The sequence below is a fragment of the Geothermobacter hydrogeniphilus genome (assembly GCF_002093115.1).
Lineage (GTDB): Bacteria > Desulfobacterota > Desulfuromonadia > Desulfuromonadales > Geothermobacteraceae > Geothermobacter_A > Geothermobacter_A hydrogeniphilus.
In genome coordinates, this window is record NZ_NAAD01000009.1 from 111,129 (window position 1) to 129,483 (window position 18,355).

The 18,355-nt window shown below is 55.4% G+C and carries 14 protein-coding genes and 1 pseudogene; 12 read left to right on the forward strand and 3 right to left on the reverse strand.

Annotated elements, in window-relative coordinates; all coding sequences use genetic code 11:
• Positions 1 to 306: 306 nt before the first annotated feature.
• Positions 307 to 2,865, forward strand: coding sequence for an ATP-binding protein (locus B5V00_RS08745; protein ID WP_172399678.1), 2,559 nt, complete (start codon positions 307 to 309; stop codon positions 2,863 to 2,865).
• 106 nt (positions 2,866 to 2,971) lie between these two features.
• Here B5V00_RS08745 and nikR read toward each other — a convergent pair whose 3' ends face one another.
• Positions 2,972 to 3,391: a nickel-responsive transcriptional regulator NikR gene (nikR, locus tag B5V00_RS08750; protein WP_085010399.1), complete on the reverse strand. Its 420-nt coding sequence runs from the start codon at positions 3,389 to 3,391 to the stop codon at positions 2,972 to 2,974.
• Positions 3,392 to 3,707: 316 nt separating this feature from the next.
• On the opposite strand from nikR, the gene B5V00_RS08755 reads away from it, so the two are divergent.
• From B5V00_RS08755 to B5V00_RS17175, 4 genes and pseudogenes are all read left to right on the forward strand, one after another.
• A complete protein-coding gene (locus B5V00_RS08755) occupies positions 3,708 to 5,699 on the forward strand; it encodes a ribonucleoside triphosphate reductase (RefSeq protein ID WP_085010400.1) in 1,992 nt (663 codons plus the stop codon).
• A gap of 115 nt (positions 5,700 to 5,814) precedes the next feature.
• Positions 5,815 to 5,946, forward strand: a pseudogene (gene nrdD / locus B5V00_RS16940) (anaerobic ribonucleoside-triphosphate reductase); the annotation flags it as partial.
• Positions 5,947 to 5,961: 15 nt separating this feature from the next.
• Positions 5,962 to 6,657 (forward strand): anaerobic ribonucleoside-triphosphate reductase activating protein, encoded by a 696-nt coding sequence (locus B5V00_RS08760; protein WP_085010401.1) that lies wholly within the window; start codon positions 5,962 to 5,964, stop codon positions 6,655 to 6,657.
• Between the two features lie 299 nt (positions 6,658 to 6,956).
• Positions 6,957 to 7,586: a hypothetical protein gene (locus B5V00_RS17175; protein WP_172399679.1), complete on the forward strand. Its 630-nt coding sequence runs from the start codon at positions 6,957 to 6,959 to the stop codon at positions 7,584 to 7,586.
• Between the two features lie 10 nt (positions 7,587 to 7,596).
• Here the strand turns inward: B5V00_RS17175 and B5V00_RS08770 are convergent, their stop codons facing one another.
• Entirely contained in the window at positions 7,597 to 8,571 is a 975-nt protein-coding gene (locus B5V00_RS08770) for a 2-hydroxyacyl-CoA dehydratase family protein (protein WP_085010403.1), read from the reverse strand.
• Positions 8,572 to 8,591: 20 nt separating this feature from the next.
• Entirely contained in the window at positions 8,592 to 8,918 is a 327-nt protein-coding gene (locus tag B5V00_RS08775; RefSeq protein WP_085010404.1) for a hypothetical protein, read from the reverse strand.
• Between the two features lie 232 nt (positions 8,919 to 9,150).
• On the opposite strand from B5V00_RS08775, the gene murI reads away from it, so the two are divergent.
• The 7 genes from murI (at position 9,151) to B5V00_RS08810 (ending at position 18,341) form a co-directional block, all read left to right on the forward strand.
• Positions 9,151 to 10,011, forward strand: a complete 861-nt coding sequence (murI, locus tag B5V00_RS08780; protein ID WP_085010405.1) for a glutamate racemase — start codon at positions 9,151 to 9,153, stop codon at positions 10,009 to 10,011.
• Positions 10,011 to 10,634: a GerMN domain-containing protein gene (locus B5V00_RS08785; protein WP_085010406.1), complete on the forward strand. Its 624-nt coding sequence runs from the start codon at positions 10,011 to 10,013 to the stop codon at positions 10,632 to 10,634. The genes murI and B5V00_RS08785 overlap by 1 nt, the downstream gene beginning before the upstream one ends.
• A 110-nt stretch (positions 10,635 to 10,744) precedes the next feature.
• A complete protein-coding gene (locus B5V00_RS08790) occupies positions 10,745 to 11,299 on the forward strand; it encodes a RomY N-terminal domain-containing regulatory protein (RefSeq protein WP_085010407.1) in 555 nt (184 codons plus the stop codon).
• A 78-nt stretch (positions 11,300 to 11,377) separates the two neighbouring features.
• Complete coding sequence (locus tag B5V00_RS08795) at positions 11,378 to 12,883, forward strand: sensor histidine kinase (protein WP_085010408.1); 1,506 nt, start codon at positions 11,378 to 11,380, stop codon at positions 12,881 to 12,883.
• A complete protein-coding gene (locus B5V00_RS08800; RefSeq protein WP_085010409.1) occupies positions 12,870 to 14,240 on the forward strand; it encodes a sigma-54-dependent transcriptional regulator in 1,371 nt (456 codons plus the stop codon). Before B5V00_RS08795 ends, B5V00_RS08800 begins: the two co-directional genes overlap by 14 nt.
• Positions 14,241 to 14,465: 225 nt before the next feature.
• Positions 14,466 to 17,510, forward strand: a complete 3,045-nt coding sequence (locus B5V00_RS08805) for an FG-GAP-like repeat-containing protein (protein ID WP_085010410.1) — start codon at positions 14,466 to 14,468, stop codon at positions 17,508 to 17,510.
• Positions 17,511 to 17,558: 48 nt separating this feature from the next.
• Entirely contained in the window at positions 17,559 to 18,341 is a 783-nt protein-coding gene (locus B5V00_RS08810) for a cytochrome c3 family protein (RefSeq protein ID WP_085010411.1), read from the forward strand.
• The last annotated feature ends 14 nt before the right edge of the window (positions 18,342 to 18,355 follow it).

The window sequence follows — 18,355 nt, forward strand, 5'->3', positions numbered from 1 at the left end:
TGCTTGTCGATGTTGACTTGTTTTACGAAGCGGTGCCCTGGACTGTCTTATCTTTGGATGGTCATTCCGCTACCAGTTGTGGTATATATGGCCATGCGTTGATTGTTGACCCGGATCAGTCGTCACGGTTGCCGATGGCCCAGGGCAGGTATTGGTCTGCTTGTTCCATCCCCCCGGGTTGGCTGACCCGGGGGGATGTGTCCACGGGCGAGGGTCATCCTGTCTTCCATTTCAGTGACATGACCGGTGCCTGGTCGGAGTCGCGTTGCGAAAACGACGCACGATTCCGCTGTTATGGAGTTCTGCATGACCCGACAGCCGACATTGCGGACCGCACTTCTCTGGCGTTTTCTGCTGCTTGCCCTGTTGCCGTTGGTCCTGATCGGCCTGCTGACCTTTCGTACCGTCACTCATACCATCACTGACAGTCTTGAAGCCAAGAACCTGCTGCTGGCGACATCCCTGGCCAGGGAAGTCGAGGAAACCCTGCGCGAGCCGCAGACGGTCCTGCGCCAACTGGCATCGGTCATGCTTGATTACAATATGGGCAGGGGCACGGTGGTCGATGGTCTGCTCGACAATGCGGTCAGCAATGCCAGCTACTTTGAGGCGATTCTGCTTGTTGACCCCTCGGGTAAAGTGTTGCATGTGGGCCTGCCGGACAGTTTGGCAGACCGACGAAATGGTTATCTCGGGATGGATTTGTCGCAGATGGAACCGGTTCGTCGGGCCGGCCGAACCGGGCAGGTTCTCTGGTCAGACACTCTTCTTTCTCCTCCGGGAGATCACCAGTACCTGTGCCTGGTTTATCCTTTCGGCAATCGACTGCTGGTTGGAAACCTGAATATCGCCTACCTGGGGCAACTCAGCAACCGTGAGCACGCTGAGTCAAGCCTCAGTTTTACCATTCTCGATCACACCGGAACCGTGATCCTGCACTCTCGTCTGATGCCGGAGGGTCCGCGTGTCGATCTCAGCCGGCTGAAACCGGTTCGAGAAGGACTGGCCGGACATCAGGGCACTTTCCCCTTCACCTGGCAGGGTCGCGACCTGGTCGGTACCGTCGTCAGTATCCCGACCACCGGCTGGCTGGTCCTGGTTTCCCAGGATGTGGATGTCGCCTACGCCGCCAGTTTTCAGGTCCGAAATTCCTTTTTCATCGGTTGTCTTCTGGCGCTGGGATTGGCATTGGGGGTCGCGTTGGCGTTCAGTAACCGGCTGGTACAGCCATTACGGACCCTGGCGCGTGAAGCTCAGGATATTGCCATCGGCGATTACCAGGTCGGCATAGCACCGCAACTGCACCAGGAGACAGAAGAACTGGCCGCTAGTTTTCGGGGGATGGCGGCCGAGATCAACCTGCGGGAGAATGAGTTGCTTGAGAGCCGGGAACATTACCTGCGGCTGTTCAATTGCGGCAATGATGCGGTGTTGGTTTTTGAACTGGCTGAGGACGGGACGCCGGGGCGGTTCATCGAGGTCAATGATATAGCCTGTGAAGCACTTGGCTTCCTTCGGACCGAGTTGCTGGCCATGCGGCCGCGGCAGGTGCTGAACGTTTTTGCGGAAGCCTCGGAACAGGCGGATGAGGTGGTCTCTCGCGGACGACGGCAGGGGCATGTGTTGTTCGAAACAGATCTGATCACCCGCACCGGTGAACGACTGCCGGTGGAGCTCAACGTACGTTTTTTTGATCGTGAGGGAAAAGCAACCGCCCTGGCCGTGGCACGGGATATTCGAGAACGCCGTGAAGCCGAACAGGCGTTGCGACAAAGTGAAAAAGAGCATCGGTTGCTGGCGCAGCAACTTCGGACACTGTTTGACGGGATACCTGACAGCCTGGTGCTTTACGATGAACAAATGCGGATTCTGCGGGCCAACCGCGGGGCAGTGGAACTGCTGTGCTGTTCTGAACAGGACCTGGTTGGGCAATGTTGTCACCAGATCCTGTATGATCGCCGGCAGCCCTGTGATGATTGCGCGGTGGCAAGGGCGCTGGCCAGCGGTCGGCTGGAAATGGGGCAGTGGGAGCGGGCCGAAGGGCGACTTCTGGAAGTGCGGGCTTTTCCGGTTGTCAATGACCAGGGTGCCGTCATACGGGTCATCGAACTGGCTCAGGATGTCACGGAAAAATTACGCGCGCAGCGGGAGACGATTCGAACCGGACAATTGGTTGCCATAGGTGAATTGGCGGCCGGGGTCGCCCACGAGATCAACAACCCGATCAACGGCATCATCAACTATGCGCAGATCCTTGCCAACCATGCCGAGCGTGGCGGCGATTCTCCGGACCTGCCGAACCGGATCATCAAGGAAGGGAATCGGATCGCGGCGATTGTCAGCAGTCTGCTCAACTTCTCCCGCAGCAAGAAAGAGGAGATCATGCCTGTCCCGCTGCACGAGATGGTCAATGATGCTCTTACGCTGATGAAAACCCTGTTGCGCAAGGACGGTATCGAGGTTGACGTGCGGCTTCCACCGGAGCTGCCGCCGGTCGCTGGTCGTTATCAGCAGCTGGAACAGGTCCTGATCAATTTGCTCAGCAATGCCCGTCATGCCCTCAACAGTCGGTATGACGGGCACCATGAAGAGAAACGGTTGGAAATATCGGCGCTTGAGCATGATGACGGCATGGTCAGGATCATGGTCTGGGACCATGGTGTCGGCATTCCTGAGCCGCTCGTCGAGCGGATTCTCAATCCATTCTTTACCACCAAGCCGGCCGGGGAGGGGACCGGTCTCGGCCTTTCCATCTCCCACGGCATCATCCGTGAGCATGGCGGACGCATCGATTTTGAGAGCAAAGAGGGGGAATATACCCGGGTGCTGATTGATCTGCCGGTTTACAGCCGGAAGGACGCCTGAATCGTCCCGCGCATTCCGTTAACGGGGTCACGAATGCGGCTGGTGCAGGTTTCGGTTTGACGAATGTCGGAGAGTGGTGACCCGGCCTGTGGATCCTCCCCGGGGTTCAGGAGAGACTGGCCCCTGTTGTCGTCATGGTCAGTTTGCCGTGCTTGACCCCCTTGGTCCCGATCAGTTCATCAGCCAGCCGTTTCACTTTACGGCTGGCCCCCCGGACGACAACCACTTCCAGACAATGGTGGGCGTCGAGGTGAACATGCAGCGCCGAGACGATGGCATCATGGTGCGAATGCTGGTGGTCGGTCAGTTTGTCCGCCAGGTCGCGGGTATGATGATCGTAGACCAGGGTGACGGTGCCGACGGTTTCGCTGTCATCCTGGCGCCATTCCTGTTCAACCAGGGCGGCTCGGATCAGGTCCCGTATAGCCTCGGACCGATTCGCATAGCCCTTGTCTCCAATCATCCGGTCAAAACGGCTCAACAGATCCTGGTCGATAGAGATGCCGAAGCGGGTCAGATCGGTCATGTTCGCTCCTCCGGTACGTACCTGATTGGAACCGACGTTGAGCGCGGTCGATGGGGATTACATCGGGAGCCGTCGGCCGGTCAACATCGCCCGGATACTTTGTCACAGCCACCCGGAAGGGTCAAGGATCTTGCCTTCTTAGCCGTTGCTATCCCCTTTTTATCCACAGGTTTCCCACGCTCCATTCACAAGATGTTGGGTGGTGGTGCAGGGAAAATCCCAAGATGTAGTGTTTTTCCCCTTGACTCCCCCACCCCCTGTGCTAGATTGAAACCGTTTCCGTCTGTTGATGATGTTTTGCTGGAGGGAGGGCCCCATGCTGGAATTCATTCGTAAACGTGATGGCCGGTTGGCCGCTTTCGAACCCGACAAAATTATCGAGGCGATCCGCAAGGCAGTGCAGGCGGTCGGGGGAAGTGACCTCGAAAAACCGAAACAGATTACCGCCCAGGTTTCCGGGATTCTTGAAGTCATCTACAAGGACGGTCGGGTTCCGACCGTGGAGAATGTTCAGGACCTGGTTGAAAAATGCCTGATCGAAAATGGCCACGCCCGGGTTGCCAAGGCCTATATTCTTTACCGGCAGCAGCATGCCTCGTTGCGTCGCACCCAGCAGTTCATGCAGGAGGCCGCCGAGTCGGTCGATTCCTATCTCACCCAGGAGGACTGGCGGGTTAACGAAAACGCCAACATGGGGTATTCCCTGCAGGGGCTGAATAATCACATCGCCGCCAACATCACCAGCAATTACTGGTTGAGTAAGATCTATCCGGGGTACATCGCCGACGCTCATCGCAACGGCGATTTTCACATCCATGATCTCGGCATGCTGTCGGTCTACTGTTGTGGCTGGGATCTCAAGGATCTGCTGCTCAAGGGGTTCACCGGGGCCTACGGCAAGGTTCAGAGCGGTCCGGCCCGGCATTTTCGCACCGCTCTCGGTCAGGCCGTCAACTTTTTCTACACCCTCCAGGGTGAAGCGGCGGGGGCCCAGGCCTTCGCCAGCTTCGACACCCTGTTGGCGCCCTTCATCCGCTACGACGGGCTCACCTACGCCGAGGTGAAGCAGGCGATGCAGGAGTTCATTTTCAACATGAACGTGCCGACCCGGGTCGGCTTCCAGACGCCGTTCACCAACATCACCATGGACTTGGTGCCACCTTCCGGGCTTGGTGCCGAAGGCGTTGTGATCGGTGGTGAAATCCAGGAGGCGACCTACGGCGAGTTCCAGGTTGAGATGGATCTCTTCAATCGAGCCTTCTGCGAGGTGATGATGGAAGGTGACAGCTCCGGCAGGATCTTCTCCTTTCCGATTCCGACCTACAACATCACCCGCGATATCGACTGGGACAGCGAGCGGCTCAAACCGGTCTGGGAGATGACCGCCAAGTACGGAATCCCCTATTTTTCCAATTTTATCAACTCCGACATGGATCCGGAGGATGCCCGTTCCATGTGTTGTCGGCTGCGTCTCGACAATCGTGAGCTGCGTCGTCGTGGTGGTGGCTTGTTCGGTTCCAATCCGCTCACCGGGTCGATCGGCGTGGTCACCGTCAACCTGCCGCGTGCCGCCTATCTGGCCGACAGCATAACCAGCTTCTACGCCCGCATCTCGGAACTGATGCGCTTCGCCTTTGAGTCGCTGGAGATCAAGCGCAAGCAGTTGGAACGGTTCACCGCCGAGGGACTCTACCCCTTCAGCCGTTTCTACCTCTCGGGGGTCAAGGAGCGTTCGGGGCGTTTCTGGGACAACCATTTCTCCACAGTCGGCCTGCTCGGCATGAATGAGGCGGCCCTGAACCTGCTCGGTTGCTGTATTGACAGTGAGGAGGGCAAGTCCTTTGCCGAGGGAACTCTCAAGTTCATGCGCCAGCAGTTGGAGAGCTATCAGGAGGAAACCGGCCATCTCTACAATCTGGAGGCCACCCCCGCCGAGGGGACCAGCTACCGGCTGGCCCGCCTTGACCGTGAACGTTACCCGGATATCCGGGCCGCCGGTGAAGAACAGCCCTATTACACCAATTCGAGCCAGTTGCCGGTTGGCTGTACTGAGGATATTTTCTGGGCACTCAAACACCAGGATGACCTGCAGACCCTGTATACCGGCGGAACCGTTTTTCATGGTTTTCTCGGTGAACGCCTTGAAGACTGGCGGTCGGCCCGTCTGCTGGTCAGGCGAATTGCCGAGAATTTTCATTTGCCCTATTTCACCATCAGCCCGACCTTCACCATCTGTCCGGTGCATGGCTATATTTCCGGCGAACATTTCGCCTGTCCCCATCACCGCAACGAAGGCGCGGCGGCCTGACGAGGTTGAATCATGTCCGATTGGCAAGGACTTTACTGGAGCGCGGTCGCATTGACCCAGTCACGGAACGGTGCGCGCCCGCTCGCATCCAGAGGAGGATCAGATGGCGACCAAGTGCGATGCAAGAACGGAGGTTTACTCAAGGGTGTGCGGATTCTTTCGCCCGGTTCAGCAGTGGAACAAGGGGAAGAAGGAAGAGTTCAAGGACCGTGCTGAATACCTGGTAGCCCAGAAGGGCAAGGACTGATACCGGGACTGACTTATGGCAATTAAAGGTTTTCAGGGAACAAGCCTGTTGGATTATCCCGGCAGGATTGCTTCCCTGGTTTTTTTTTCCGGTTGCAATCTGACCTGCCCCTTCTGCCACAATCCTTCCCTGGTCCTTGCCCCGGAAACCCTTGACGATTACCCGCTTGAGGCGGTGCTGGAGGATCTGGAAGCCAGGCGCGAATTTATTGACGGGGTGGTGATGACCGGCGGTGAGCCGACCCTGGCGCCGGAGTTGGTCTGCCTGGCCGAGCAGGTCAAAGATCTTGGTCTGCTGGTCAAGATCGATACCAATGGGTTGGCCCCCCAGGTTCTGGAGTCACTGCTTCAGCGGCGCTGGCTCGATTTCGTCGCGCTGGATCTGAAAACCTCCCCGCAACGTTATGGTGAGCTTCACCGTGGGCCGGTCAGTCTCGGCGTGTTGCGGCGTACCGTCGAGTTGTTGTTGCAGGGCGGGATGGAATATGAGTTGCGTACTACCTGTGTTCCCGGTCTCGTTGAGAAGCGTGATATCGAGGCCCTCGGCAAACTGGTGAGCGGGGCTTCGCGCTGGGTGCTGCAGCAGTTTGTGCCGGAGCATGCCCTGGATGATGGCTGCAGTGCTTTGCAGCCACATTCCCCCGAAGCCATGGAAGATCTGCGGTCTGTTGCTGCCGGCTATGTGGATGAGGCGGTGTTGCGGGGACTCTGATCCGGATTTTCGGGGGACAAGAATCACACAGAAAAGCCGCGGCCCGAAAGGTCGCGGCTTTTCTGTTTTAGTGACAACAAAGACAGGCTAAGTGGACGTGGTCAGGAATTCAGCCACAGCAGCAGGGAAAAAAACAGCACCACCAGGACGCTTCCGGCCAGGGTGTAGAGCAGATAATTAACAATGTTGCGATCCCGATTCGATGGTGCCATGAGTCCCCCTGGAATTAGTTTTCCCTTAATTTGCAACAAGGATGCCATTTGCGGGAGACGATCCCGTTATAGGTAGAACTTGCTGTTATGATTGAGAAAAAGAACAGACACGTAAAGAAGATGCGAGGCTGTCGGGGGAGGACTGTTACGGTAAAATGCCGAAATTGGTTATTTGGCCGGACAATCAGTGTCGATGATAAATCAGATAGTCGGAGAGCGCCGCACAACAACGAGGTGCGGGCTCTCTGCGTTGCCGGCACACGATCATGCCGGCAATTGCCTGGACTGAAATGCGTTTTTCCAAAAATCTGCGGCGCACCATCAGATTCGCCGCAGATTTTTGGGAAGCGCGGGCAGGACAATGACTTGCACTCTTCGCCGGTGATGAGTTCACTGATTCAGATTTCAGTGTTCAGTGAGCTTGTGGCAGAAGAGACAGCGAAATTTTGGCGGATGCTTGGGCGGAAAAGGAATCTTTTCTTCGGTGTGGCATTCTTTGCAGAATTTTTCCCCCGCTTTTTTCCCTTCGTTGCGGATGATGGGGTAATACTTCTGGTGAATGTTGTCAAAGGGGACCCTGGTGGTTTTTTCCTGTCCCGAGATCAGGAAAAAAGTACCGAGAACGGCAATCATAATAGCAACAAAAATCAGATCACGTTTTTGCAAGGCCATGATTTCATAAACCCTTCGTTCCAGCTCTTACGTTCGTCTGGTTGAGGTGATGACGTTAATCCCCGCTGCGCAGGGTGTCGAGGAAGCCTTCCAGCTTCATTCTGTTGGCAGCGTCGAGTTCCCCCGGCCGCTGGTTGAACAGCTTCAGCAGTGGATACCTGAGCTGTTGACGAATGAGCATTTCTTCAATCTGTTGCGAGGGGGCGTTGCTGCTGAACAGCAGGATTCCGTCTGTCGGGGTGTGATCAAGATCATCCCGGCAGAAACTTGTCCGGGTGAAGATGTCGTACGGCAGGGTGAATTGACGGTACTGTTCGACCAGGGAATCGCTTTCGAAAGGCATGGCGGCCTGTCGCCCCTGCTCACAGTAAATGACGGCCGCGCCCTGTTCTTCAAGGGTTTCATAAAGGTTGCTGCAGAGGGGGATTTCACCGATACAGGCAAGTTGCAGTTGTTGCGGGCGTCGCGGTTGATGTTCCAGTTCGATAAGCCGGCTGTCAACCTGGTCCGCAAAGACCTGGGGATCTCCCTGCATGTCACAGGTCGCCAGCAGCAGTTCGATGACCTGTCTGCTTGAACCGCGTTGCTGTTCGCGAAACAGGCAATCGATCCGGTTGATTTTGCCGCGAATCCGGTTCAGCTGCTGCCGGGCCCGGTCGATGTCGGCCGGTGCGGCGCCGAAATGTCGTGCCAGTTTTTTTATCTCCAGGGCCAGGCTTTCCGCCGAGCGGTCCGCCGGATAGGTGAAGGGAATGACGCTGACATCGTGCAGCTTGAGCAGGGCGGCCAATTCGCCGATTCCGGGCCGGTTATTGGTGACCACGATGACTTCGCGGATGCCATGACGCAGAATGCAGCTGTAGAAGCCTTTGAGCCAGGGGTCGCAATGGACCGGGAAGCCTGCCAGTTCGGCCTCGTCGATCAGCTCTCCGGGATTTTCTGCCGCCAGAAAGAGCTGCCGCAGATCAACCGGTTGCCTGCCTGCGGCGATCAGGATTTCAAGCGGAATCGTAGCGGTAAAGCCAATCATGTGGTGGTCTTCCTTTCAACTCAATCGGACTTGATGAACAACAGGTAGATCATCAGTCCGATGATAACGACCCCGCCGCCGATGAAGACCAGCAGCGTCGAATTGGATCCCCCCTGGAGGTCGGTTCCCTGCTGCAGGGTATATGAGATCAGCCAGACGAAGCCGGTCAGGCCCATCACCGATCCCAGGAACCCGTACCAGCGTTTGAAAAGGCAGAGCGCTGCGATGATGCCCATGGAGCCGAGAAAGGCCGGATTTTGAACAAGTTCGGCGAGGTTCATCTGCCGCAGCAGTTCCACCAGGTGTTCGGTCTGCAGACTTTGGAAAAACTCCTTGAGAGCTTCCATCTTGGTCCCCTTTGTTGTGGCCGGCAGTCAGTGAATCAAAATTGAGCAATGGTAAATCATTGCCATCGCAACCGCAAGTCTCTGTCGTGGGAGGTCACGGCTGTAAGTGGTGGAAGGGATCGCGGTTGACATTTTACAGGGGGCACACTAGCATCATATATTCGCCCTCAGGGTCCCGTCTCTTTCTTCGGGTCCCTTTTCCCTGGTTCTGTCGGAAGAGATAACTGGCACGATGGTACAACGACCCATAGGTATTTTTGATTCGGGGATTGGTGGCCTGACGGTTCTCAAGGAGGCGATGCGGCTGCTGCCGGAAGAAAGATTTGTCTACCTCGGTGATACCGCGCGCGTGCCGTATGGAACCAAGAGCCCGGCGACCGTCATAGGCTATGCCGAGCAGGCGGCCGGATTCCTGGTTTCCCGGGGGGTCAAACTGTTGGTGGTGGCCTGCAACACCGCATCTGCCGTAGCCCTGCCTCACCTGGCGGCCTGCTTTCAGCTGCCGGTCGTTGGTGTGATCGAGCCCGGAGCCCGCCAGGCCGTAAAGGCTTCCTCGCGCGGGCGAATCGGGGTGGTTGGAACCGAGGGGACGGTTCGCAGTATGGCCTACAACAAGGCGATTTTGCGGGCCAATCCACTCGCCAGAGTGGTGAGTGCTGCCTGCCCGCTGTTTGTTCCCCTGGCTGAAGAAGGCTGGGCCGGCCACCGGGTGGCACGGATTACCGCTGAAGAATACCTGGAGCCCCTTTGTCGGGAAGGGATCGATACCCTGGTGCTCGGCTGTACTCACTATCCGTTGCTCAAGCCGGTTCTGTCGGAGCTGCTGGGCACGGAAACAGTCCTGGTCGACTCGGCGGCGGCAACTGCCGTTGCAGTGCGCGACCTGCTCAGGGAGCGGAATCTCTCCTGTCGGAGTGGCCGGGGCGGGGTACATTTCCATGTGACCGATCTGCCCGATCGCTTCTGTCGCGTCGGCAGCGCGTTTCTCGGTGCCGAGCTGACGGGAGTCGAGCAGGTTGAGCTTGGCGGAGGTGTTCAATCGTCCGCCGTCGGGGACGAACGTCTGATGGTTGAAGCTGGTGGGGTGGTCTGATGGGACAGCGGCTGCTGCTGATTGCTTTTCTGCTGGTTCTTGGCGTTTTGGGCGGGTTGCTGGCGCGCAGATACCTGGTGAAGACGTCGGATCAGCCCGCCCCGACAATTGCCCGCCCCGTTCGACCGACAGTCATGAGGGAAGTGCTGCTGTATTTTATAACGGCTGACGGTCATCGTCTGGAAGCCGAGAATCGCCAGGTCGAGGATTGCCCGAATGACGAAGAGTGTCTTCTGGCGATCCTGCAGTCTCTGGTTGAAGGCCCGAATGGTGAACGTGTTCCGGTCCTCCCCGCTCGTACCCGGATTCGTTCGGTGAAAATCGAGGATGACCTGGTGGCCGTTGATTTCAGCCGGGACTTTATTGCCGCCCATCCCGGCGGCAGTCATGCGGAACTGTTGACGGTCTATGCCGTTGTCGATACTCTGGCAGTTAACTTTCCCTATGTCCGGCAGGTTCGTTTTCTGGTCGAGGGAAAGGCTGTCGATACAATCAAGGGACATGTTGACCTGCGGGCCCCGGTGATCGCCGACTTTCGTTATGTCCGGTCGGATAGCCGTCTTCCTGAATTGCCGGACGAACTTTTCAATGTTCCGTCTGGTGAGACGCAGCGTGGTCGCTGAGGTCGGAGCATGGCCGGAGCCGGTTTGCGGCGATTCCGGTCTGCATACGCAGGAAGTTTATTGCATTGGTGGATCAGGACGTTGTCTTTTGATGCGGGTTGAGGGTTGTCATGATAGTCGGGTTTAACCACAACTTTCGTTACAAGGGTGAACTCTACCATGTCCAGACCGAGGATGGTGGGCTGAAGTCGCCGACAATTGTCACCCTGCTGTACTGTGGCGGGACCATCCTCGCGTCACAGAAAACCTCCTATGCCGATATCACCAAGGTTGACAACCTCGGGCAGGTGGTTGAAGACCTGATGAAAGAGCAGCACAAGGAGATGCTTCGGCGACTCAAGGATGGCGAGTTCGATGACCGTCTGCAGGGTCACCAGCCGATTGTCAATCCCGCGGTGGAGCCGAAGTCGGAAGGGGCACGGGTGTCCGACGCCGCTGTCGTCTCCGGGGATGCACAGAAGCGGCAGGAGCGTCCCGCCGCGGTTCCGTCCCCCCGGAAGCAGGCGTCCGGGGCCGAGTCCCAGGTCGTCAAGGCGGCAGACAAACCGGCCGCCCCGGTTGCGCAGAAGGCTCCTTCTGTTCCCCCCGGTCAGGCTGCGGAGACTGCCGAACCGGGACTTGATGACATTATCCTTTCCTACCTGGTCGGAGATGACGAAAAGTAAAGCTTCTCTTTTCCGCAACCACCCGCTGATGCCCCTGTCGGGAGTGACAGCCACGCCTGTGACGCGAATGGAATCGACGTGATATTCAACAGTCTGGTCATACGGGTGATCATCCTCAATATCCTGCTGGTTGCCGTGGTTATCGGTACCTTCACCATGTTTCACATCCGGCGCGAAGAGCAGCATCTCATCCAGTCGACTCGGGAAAGCGCCAAGCTTCTTCTGACCACGGTTGAAAAATCGATTTTCAATTCCATGAGAGTCGGCAACAGCTATGATGTGCAGGCTATTCTGGAAATGGTCGGCCGCAGCCACCGGCTCACCAATGTCCGCATCTTTCATCCCGACGGTACAATTCTCAAATCGGCCCGGCCGGATGAAATCGGTCGGCAGATAGACAGTTTTGATCTCAACCTCTACCAGAACAACCGCAGTGAAGGGGTGTTCAAGACCGATAACGGTGAAGTGCTGGGGATGGTCAAGCCGATTGTCTCCGACGAGCGCTGTTTCATCTGTCACGGTTACGGCCGCAAGGTGGTCGGCGTTCTCAATCTCAATTTTTCACTCAATGAGATGACCGGTCAGATCTGGGAATCGTACCAGTTCTTCATGCTGCATATGGTGGTTTCAATCGTCATTCTCTCCGCCGGAACATCGTTCCTGCTTCTCCGTTTCGTCAAGCGCCCCATTGAAACCATGGCGGAAACCATGGCCAAGGTCGAAGAAGGGGACCTGTCGGTGCGGCTTGAGCCGAAGTATGCCGATGAGATGGGCAGCCTGGTACGCAGTTTCAACTCCATGGTTGATAATCTGCAGAAGGCTCAGGCTGAACTTGAGGAGTACCATTACCAGCAGATGCAGCGGGCCGACCGGTTGGCCTCGGTCGGTGAAATGGCAACTGGTCTGGCGCACGAAATCAAGAACCCGCTGGCCGGGATAAGCGGCGCCATTTCGGTTCTGGCCGAGGACTTTCCGGAATCCGATCCGCGTCGTGAAGTGGTTGACCAGATCCTGGCGCAGATCGCCCGTCTGAACAAGACGGTGACCGACCTGCTTTATTTCGGACGCCCCGGAAAGCCGGAATTTTCCTGGGTTGATATCAACGGACTGATCAAGGAAACCCTCTTTTTCGTCGGCCAGCATCCCGAAGCCCGGAACATTCATCGAGTCAAGGAGTTCGCCCGAGATCTGCCGCCGGCCTGGGCCGACGTCAAGCAGATTCAACAGGTCTTCTTCAACATCATCATCAACGCGATCCAGGCGATGGAAGAGGGCGGAACTCTGACGGTCCAGACGTCGCGGGCGATCAATGCCACGGGGACGGATGTCCTGCGCGTTGAAATCAGTGACACCGGACCGGGAATCGCACCGGCGGCCCTGGAACGGATTTTTGTTCCCTTCTTTACCACTAAGAACCAGGGGACCGGGCTTGGTCTGCCGATCTGCAAACAGCTGGTGGAACAGCACGGTGGCATGTTAAAAGTCGTAAGTAAAATTGGCGAAGGGTCGACATTCATAATAGAGATCCCCGTTCAACAACACCCTTCATTCGAATCGAAAGAGGAACCCCGTGTCGAAACATAAGATTCTTGTCGTCGATGACGAACAGTTGATCCGCTGGTCGCTGGAGCAGAACCTGAGCAAGCAGGGGTACGAGGTTGTGACCGCCGCTTCGGGAGAAGATGCCCTGAAAATGGTTCAGCAGGAGGCTCCGGACCTGATCTTGCTCGATATTCAGTTGCCGGGCATGAACGGCATTGAAGTCCTGGAAAAAGTCAAGGAGCTTGAGGATGACATCATCGTCATCATGGTGACCGCTCTCGGTGTTCTTGAAACCGCGGTCAAGGCGATGCGACTCGGTGCCTTTGACTACATCAACAAGCCTTTCAATCTTGAGGAACTCGCCATTGTCATCAAGAAGGCTTTTGAAACCGGTGAACTGAAACGTGAGGTCGCTCACCTGCGATCCGAGCAGACCGGGAAGTACGGGCTCGATAAGATCATCGGTACCAGCCGACACATGGACAACGTCAAAGCGATGATCCGCAAGATTGCCCAGTCCGACGCCAGTACGGTATTGATCCAGGGAGAAAGCGGAACCGGCAAGGAGCTGGTTGCCAAGGCGATTCATTATGAAAGCGCGCGGGCCGACAAACCCTTCTTGGCCATCAACTGCGCCGCGGTGCCGGAGGCGTTGCTTGAATCGGAACTGATGGGGCATGAAAGGGGATCTTTTACCGACGCCAAGACCCAGAAGAAGGGACTCTTCGAAATCGCTGACGGCGGTACCCTCTTTCTTGACGAGATCGGCGACATGGAGATGGGCATGCAGGCCAAGCTGCTGCGCGTCCTTGAAGAACGCAAGTTTCGGCGGGTCGGCGGAACCCGTGATATTACGGTCGATGTCCGCATCATCTCGGCGACCAACAAGGATCTCCTCAAGTCGATTGAGGAGAAAACCTTTCGCAATGATCTCTACTATCGCGTCCAGGTTATTCCGATCTATCTGCCGCCACTGCGGGAGAGGCGCGAGGATATCATGCCGCTGGTGCAGCATTTTATTGACCATTTCAATCGTGAATTCGGCAAGTCGGTGCGGGGGATTTCCAAGATGGCGGAACGATTCCTCAGCGAGTATTCCTGGCCGGGAAATACCCGCGAGCTGAAAAACGTCATCGAGCGGGCAATTATCCTTGAAAGTGAGGAGACCCTGCTGCTTGAACATCTTCCCCAGGAGATTGTCGCCCGTACCGGGACCGCCTCCAGCGGTCCGATAAGTTTCAATCTGCCCCCTGAAGGAATCGACATTGAAGATGTCGAACGTGAACTGATCCGCCAGGCTCTGGAAATATCCGAGGGCAATCAGTCCAAGGCGGCCAAAAAGCTGAACCTCGGCATCGATGCTTTTCGTTACCGGATGAAGAAGTTCGGTTTTCTCTGACCTGCTTCAGGTCTGATTTTTCTGTCGATAAAATCCGGAACGGGCCTGTTTTTCAGGCCCGTTTTTTTGTCGCTGCCCACGCATTTGCACGGTCGTAACGGTGCGTTTGCGCCCTTGGTATCAAGTTTGCAAAATCCCTGAGTGACGGAAAAAACCAAAAAGGTCCTAAGCGGCTGAAAATATTAAGCAGAAGGCGTAATTTCTCGCCGATCAGGAGGCGTCCACATGAAAGGGTCCTTGAAGATCATCAGTCTAATGGCGGTTATTTCCCTGCTCCTCGGGGTTATATGGCTTCCATTGTCTTTCGCGGCGACGGTGCCGAGTTTCGCCTCTCTGGGAATTCTGGGTGCCAAGGGGCAGGACTATGGCAGCCCGATGGGGATCGCCATGGACGCCGCCGGGAATTTCTATATTGCTGATGGATCTGGAACTCTTTCGCCGGTGACTCCTCCGCAGGATAAGATCGTCAAGCTTGATACTTACGGCAACAAAGTTGCCGAATTTGACTCGCTGGAGTTGTCGGGGCCGATTGCGGTCAAGAGTGACGGCAGTGAAATTTATGTTGCCATCGGTCAGAGTTTCAGCGGCCATGGCAAACCCGGTGTTGACGGTGTACTGGTTTATGACGGTGTAACCGGGGCCCTGAAGCGTTCGATTGGTACCAATAACGGTCCGGATGGACGCGGCGAGTTCCGCAAGGTCACTGATCTCAAGCTGGACAGTAACGGCTGGCTCTATATCGCCGATTCAGGGGTTGTCAAGGTTTACGATGCCGGTGGCGTGTTTCAATTTGATATCGGGGCTCCTTGTGCCGCCGGGTCGAGTACTGCCTGCGAGGCTGGTGAATTTTTGAGCATCACCAGTATCGCTTTGGATGAGGCCAGTGGAGAGTTTTTTGCTGCTGACCGTGGTACCCGTGCTTACTCACCGGAGAACACAGCCGGAAGTGAGTCAGGGAATATCCAGGTGTTTGATCTTGCAACCCGGGCTTACAAGCGGGTTATGCTGCAGGCGCAGATGGGTGGTCCTATTACGACAGCCTTGCCCTTTGAAGAGTATTATGGACTGGTTGCTGACGGTCAAGGGCGTTTCTATGTTGTTCGCGGTCAGAACCAGAAAGGTGTGTTGCGGGCAATGGATACTTCAATCGCCTATCCCGCAAATGCTTTCTTGGCAGGTTGCGAACTTGGTGGCACGACTTATCGTTCGGTCTATGACAGTGCCAACAGTCGCTTGATTTTTGCTGGCGAGCAAGGCCTTGTCATTGTCGGTATTGACGGTGGCTCCAATCCTGTTGCTCCTGTAAACCAAGCGCCATCTGTTCCGGCTATGGGTTTTCCGTCTGCCGACGATATTGTTCAGACTGCTGCTCCGACCCTCAATTTTTCCGCAGCAACCGATCCTGATGGTGATTCGGTCAGTTATCAGATTCGGTTGGCACAGGCGGGGCAGCCCTATGGTGCGCCGGTCGACGTAACGACGAACTCCTATACCGCCGGCGGCTTGGTTGAAAATGCTCATTACGTCTGGCAGGTGCAGGCGGTTGATAGCAAAGGTGCGGTCTCCGGGTGGAGTACCGAGGGTACTTTCTGGGTGAATGCGGTCAATGAGGCACCGTCGGTGCCGCAGTTGGTTTCGCCGTTGAATGGGGAGTTCGTTTGGCCGTGGGATGCTCTTTTTTGGAAAGTTTCGAATGACCCTGATCCTGCTAATAAAATCCGTTATCGTTTGACTCTGTCAAGGTCCCCTGATTTTTCAGGACCACTTCTCAGTGAAACGCGTTTGGTACGCTGGGGGGTGTTTGCTCAATTGCAAACACTTAAAAATTACATGCGGATTGTTGCCGGTGTGCCTTATTTTTGGCGCTTGGAAGCAAATGATTATAAGGGCGGGTGGTCAAAGCCTAGTACGGCCGGTTCGTTTATTCTAAGGGCAACGGACTTGCGGGTCGATACAAATGTACCTGGTGTTAAAGTCTATCTTGCGGGGAACTCGGTTGTTCGTGGTCAGTATCTTGGAGCTACTCCTTTGACTGTTCGAAACCCAGCTGTTGTCGGATGGAACGACCTAGTCTTGGAGCGCCCTGGCTTTGAGCCGGTTGTGCGGCCTATTTTTATCCAAAAGTTTTCTTCGAAGAAACAATATTTTCAATTGGTTCCGGCATTGGGGCCAGTTGTTGGTCCTGTTGTTGCGCACAGAATTTTTTATTGGGGTAATGATCCTGCAACTGGTCAGGGGAGAACATATTATCTTGGCTCTGATGTAAGGGAGATTCGGTCTGTATTTGTGGGCAATATTGATAGGGTAGGGGGGCGCCTTGATGTTGTTGTTGCAAGGAATGATGGCTCGGTGGAGTATTATCCTACTCTTCGTGTTGTAGGTTCACAGGGAAAGTTTCAGGTTGCCACGCCTCGAAAGCTTCTTCCTGCTGGTTCGGCTACATCGTTGTTTATGATTGATTGGAATAATAATGGTAATGTTGATCTACTTGTGGGGGGGAGCGATGGTAGATTGAGGGTTTATTATAATGAATTGCGTCGTCAGACACCAATTTTCAAGAGTGTGCCAGAGGTGTTGAAAGCAAATGGGCAAGATCTTATTTTTGCATCTAACTTGGTTCCTGTTGTGATTGATTGGGATAATGATGGTTTGAATGATATTCTGGTTGGAGATGATTCGGGAAAATTAAGTTTTGTTAAAAATATTGGAACGGTTAAAAATCCTGTATTTACAGATCCGGTAGTTGTTTTTCAGTCGCAAGATCCAGTTGCTCCCTGTTTGGTTGATTGGGATGGAGATGGGGATAAGGAAATTCTTTTGACTGATAAAAAGGGGGTTTCTCTTTATGAAATTCAGAACGGCGGGCTGGTTTATGCTGAAACCATTCCGCTTAAGTACAAGGATGGTCGTCTCTTTTCCGCTCAGATTAATACCCGTGTTTTTGCCTTGGATCTTGATGGTGCAGGGGGGAAAGACTTGATCATTGTTGATGGTTCGGGACGTTTCATGGTCGCGTCATCCAACGGCACCAAGCATGTCGCATCCTTCAAACCGGCGCTTCTCACCAAAACCGACCAGGTTCAAACCCTGGTGGATGCCCAGTCGCCCGCCCAAGCGAATCAGGTCGGTGCGGTTCGGGCCGCAATCCAGTCCGCTCAGAATGATGATTACGCGGCTGCCAGCCTCGAAGTGGACAATCTGCTCGCCGGTCTTGACCCGGCCGGTTCCGCTTATGCGGCAGCCAGTGAATTGAAGCAGCTCCTTCAATAAATAAACGATAACGATCAGAGTTGATAAAAGGGTTCAGGGGCCGAAGTTATGAAAATTAATAAAGTGATTATGCTGCTGGGATGTGTCGCCTTGGCTGTTGCTGTCTTTGCCGGGGAGGCGTTGGCGGTCAGGGGACCGCAGGGTGTGGCGAATACGTCCCACAATCTTTCCACGTCCGGGAATATCGCTCCGTCCAATAATGAGGACGAAATCTGCGTTTTCTGCCATACCCCGCATGGCAGCAGTACCGATGGCCCCTTGTGGAACCGGAACAATTCTTCTGTGGTCTACACCCATTACACCAGTTCGACTTTATCAACATTCGTGGCCAGCACCCGGACCGCCAATGTCAATCCCGAATCGATGCTTTGCCTCAGTTGCCATGACGGCAGTATTTCCATGTACACGGTTATCAATCCGACCAATGACGTCGGCCAACCGACTCCGGCTGTCGGTGACGGAACCATGCGCGATGGATTTTTGAACATCCAGGGACCGAAGATCGGCCAGGGTCGGAATCCCGACGGAACGGTCAACCCGGTCAGCAATGACCTGTCTGACGACCATCCGATTTCCTTTAAATACCAGGCGGTTCATGATGATACCAGCAAGAACAATGCCGCGCGCCTGCACACGATTGCCGAGGCCGAGGCCGCCGGTGTCCGGTTTCTGCCGGAAAATGCCCCTGATGCGGATAAGCGGGTCGAGTGTTCCTCGTGCCATGATCCTCATGTCGATTATGGTATTTTTACCGGAGATCCCAATTACAAACCGTTCTTGATTACCCCGAATACCGGCAGTGCGCTTTGCCTGGCTTGTCATATTAAATAAGTTGAATTGTGTTG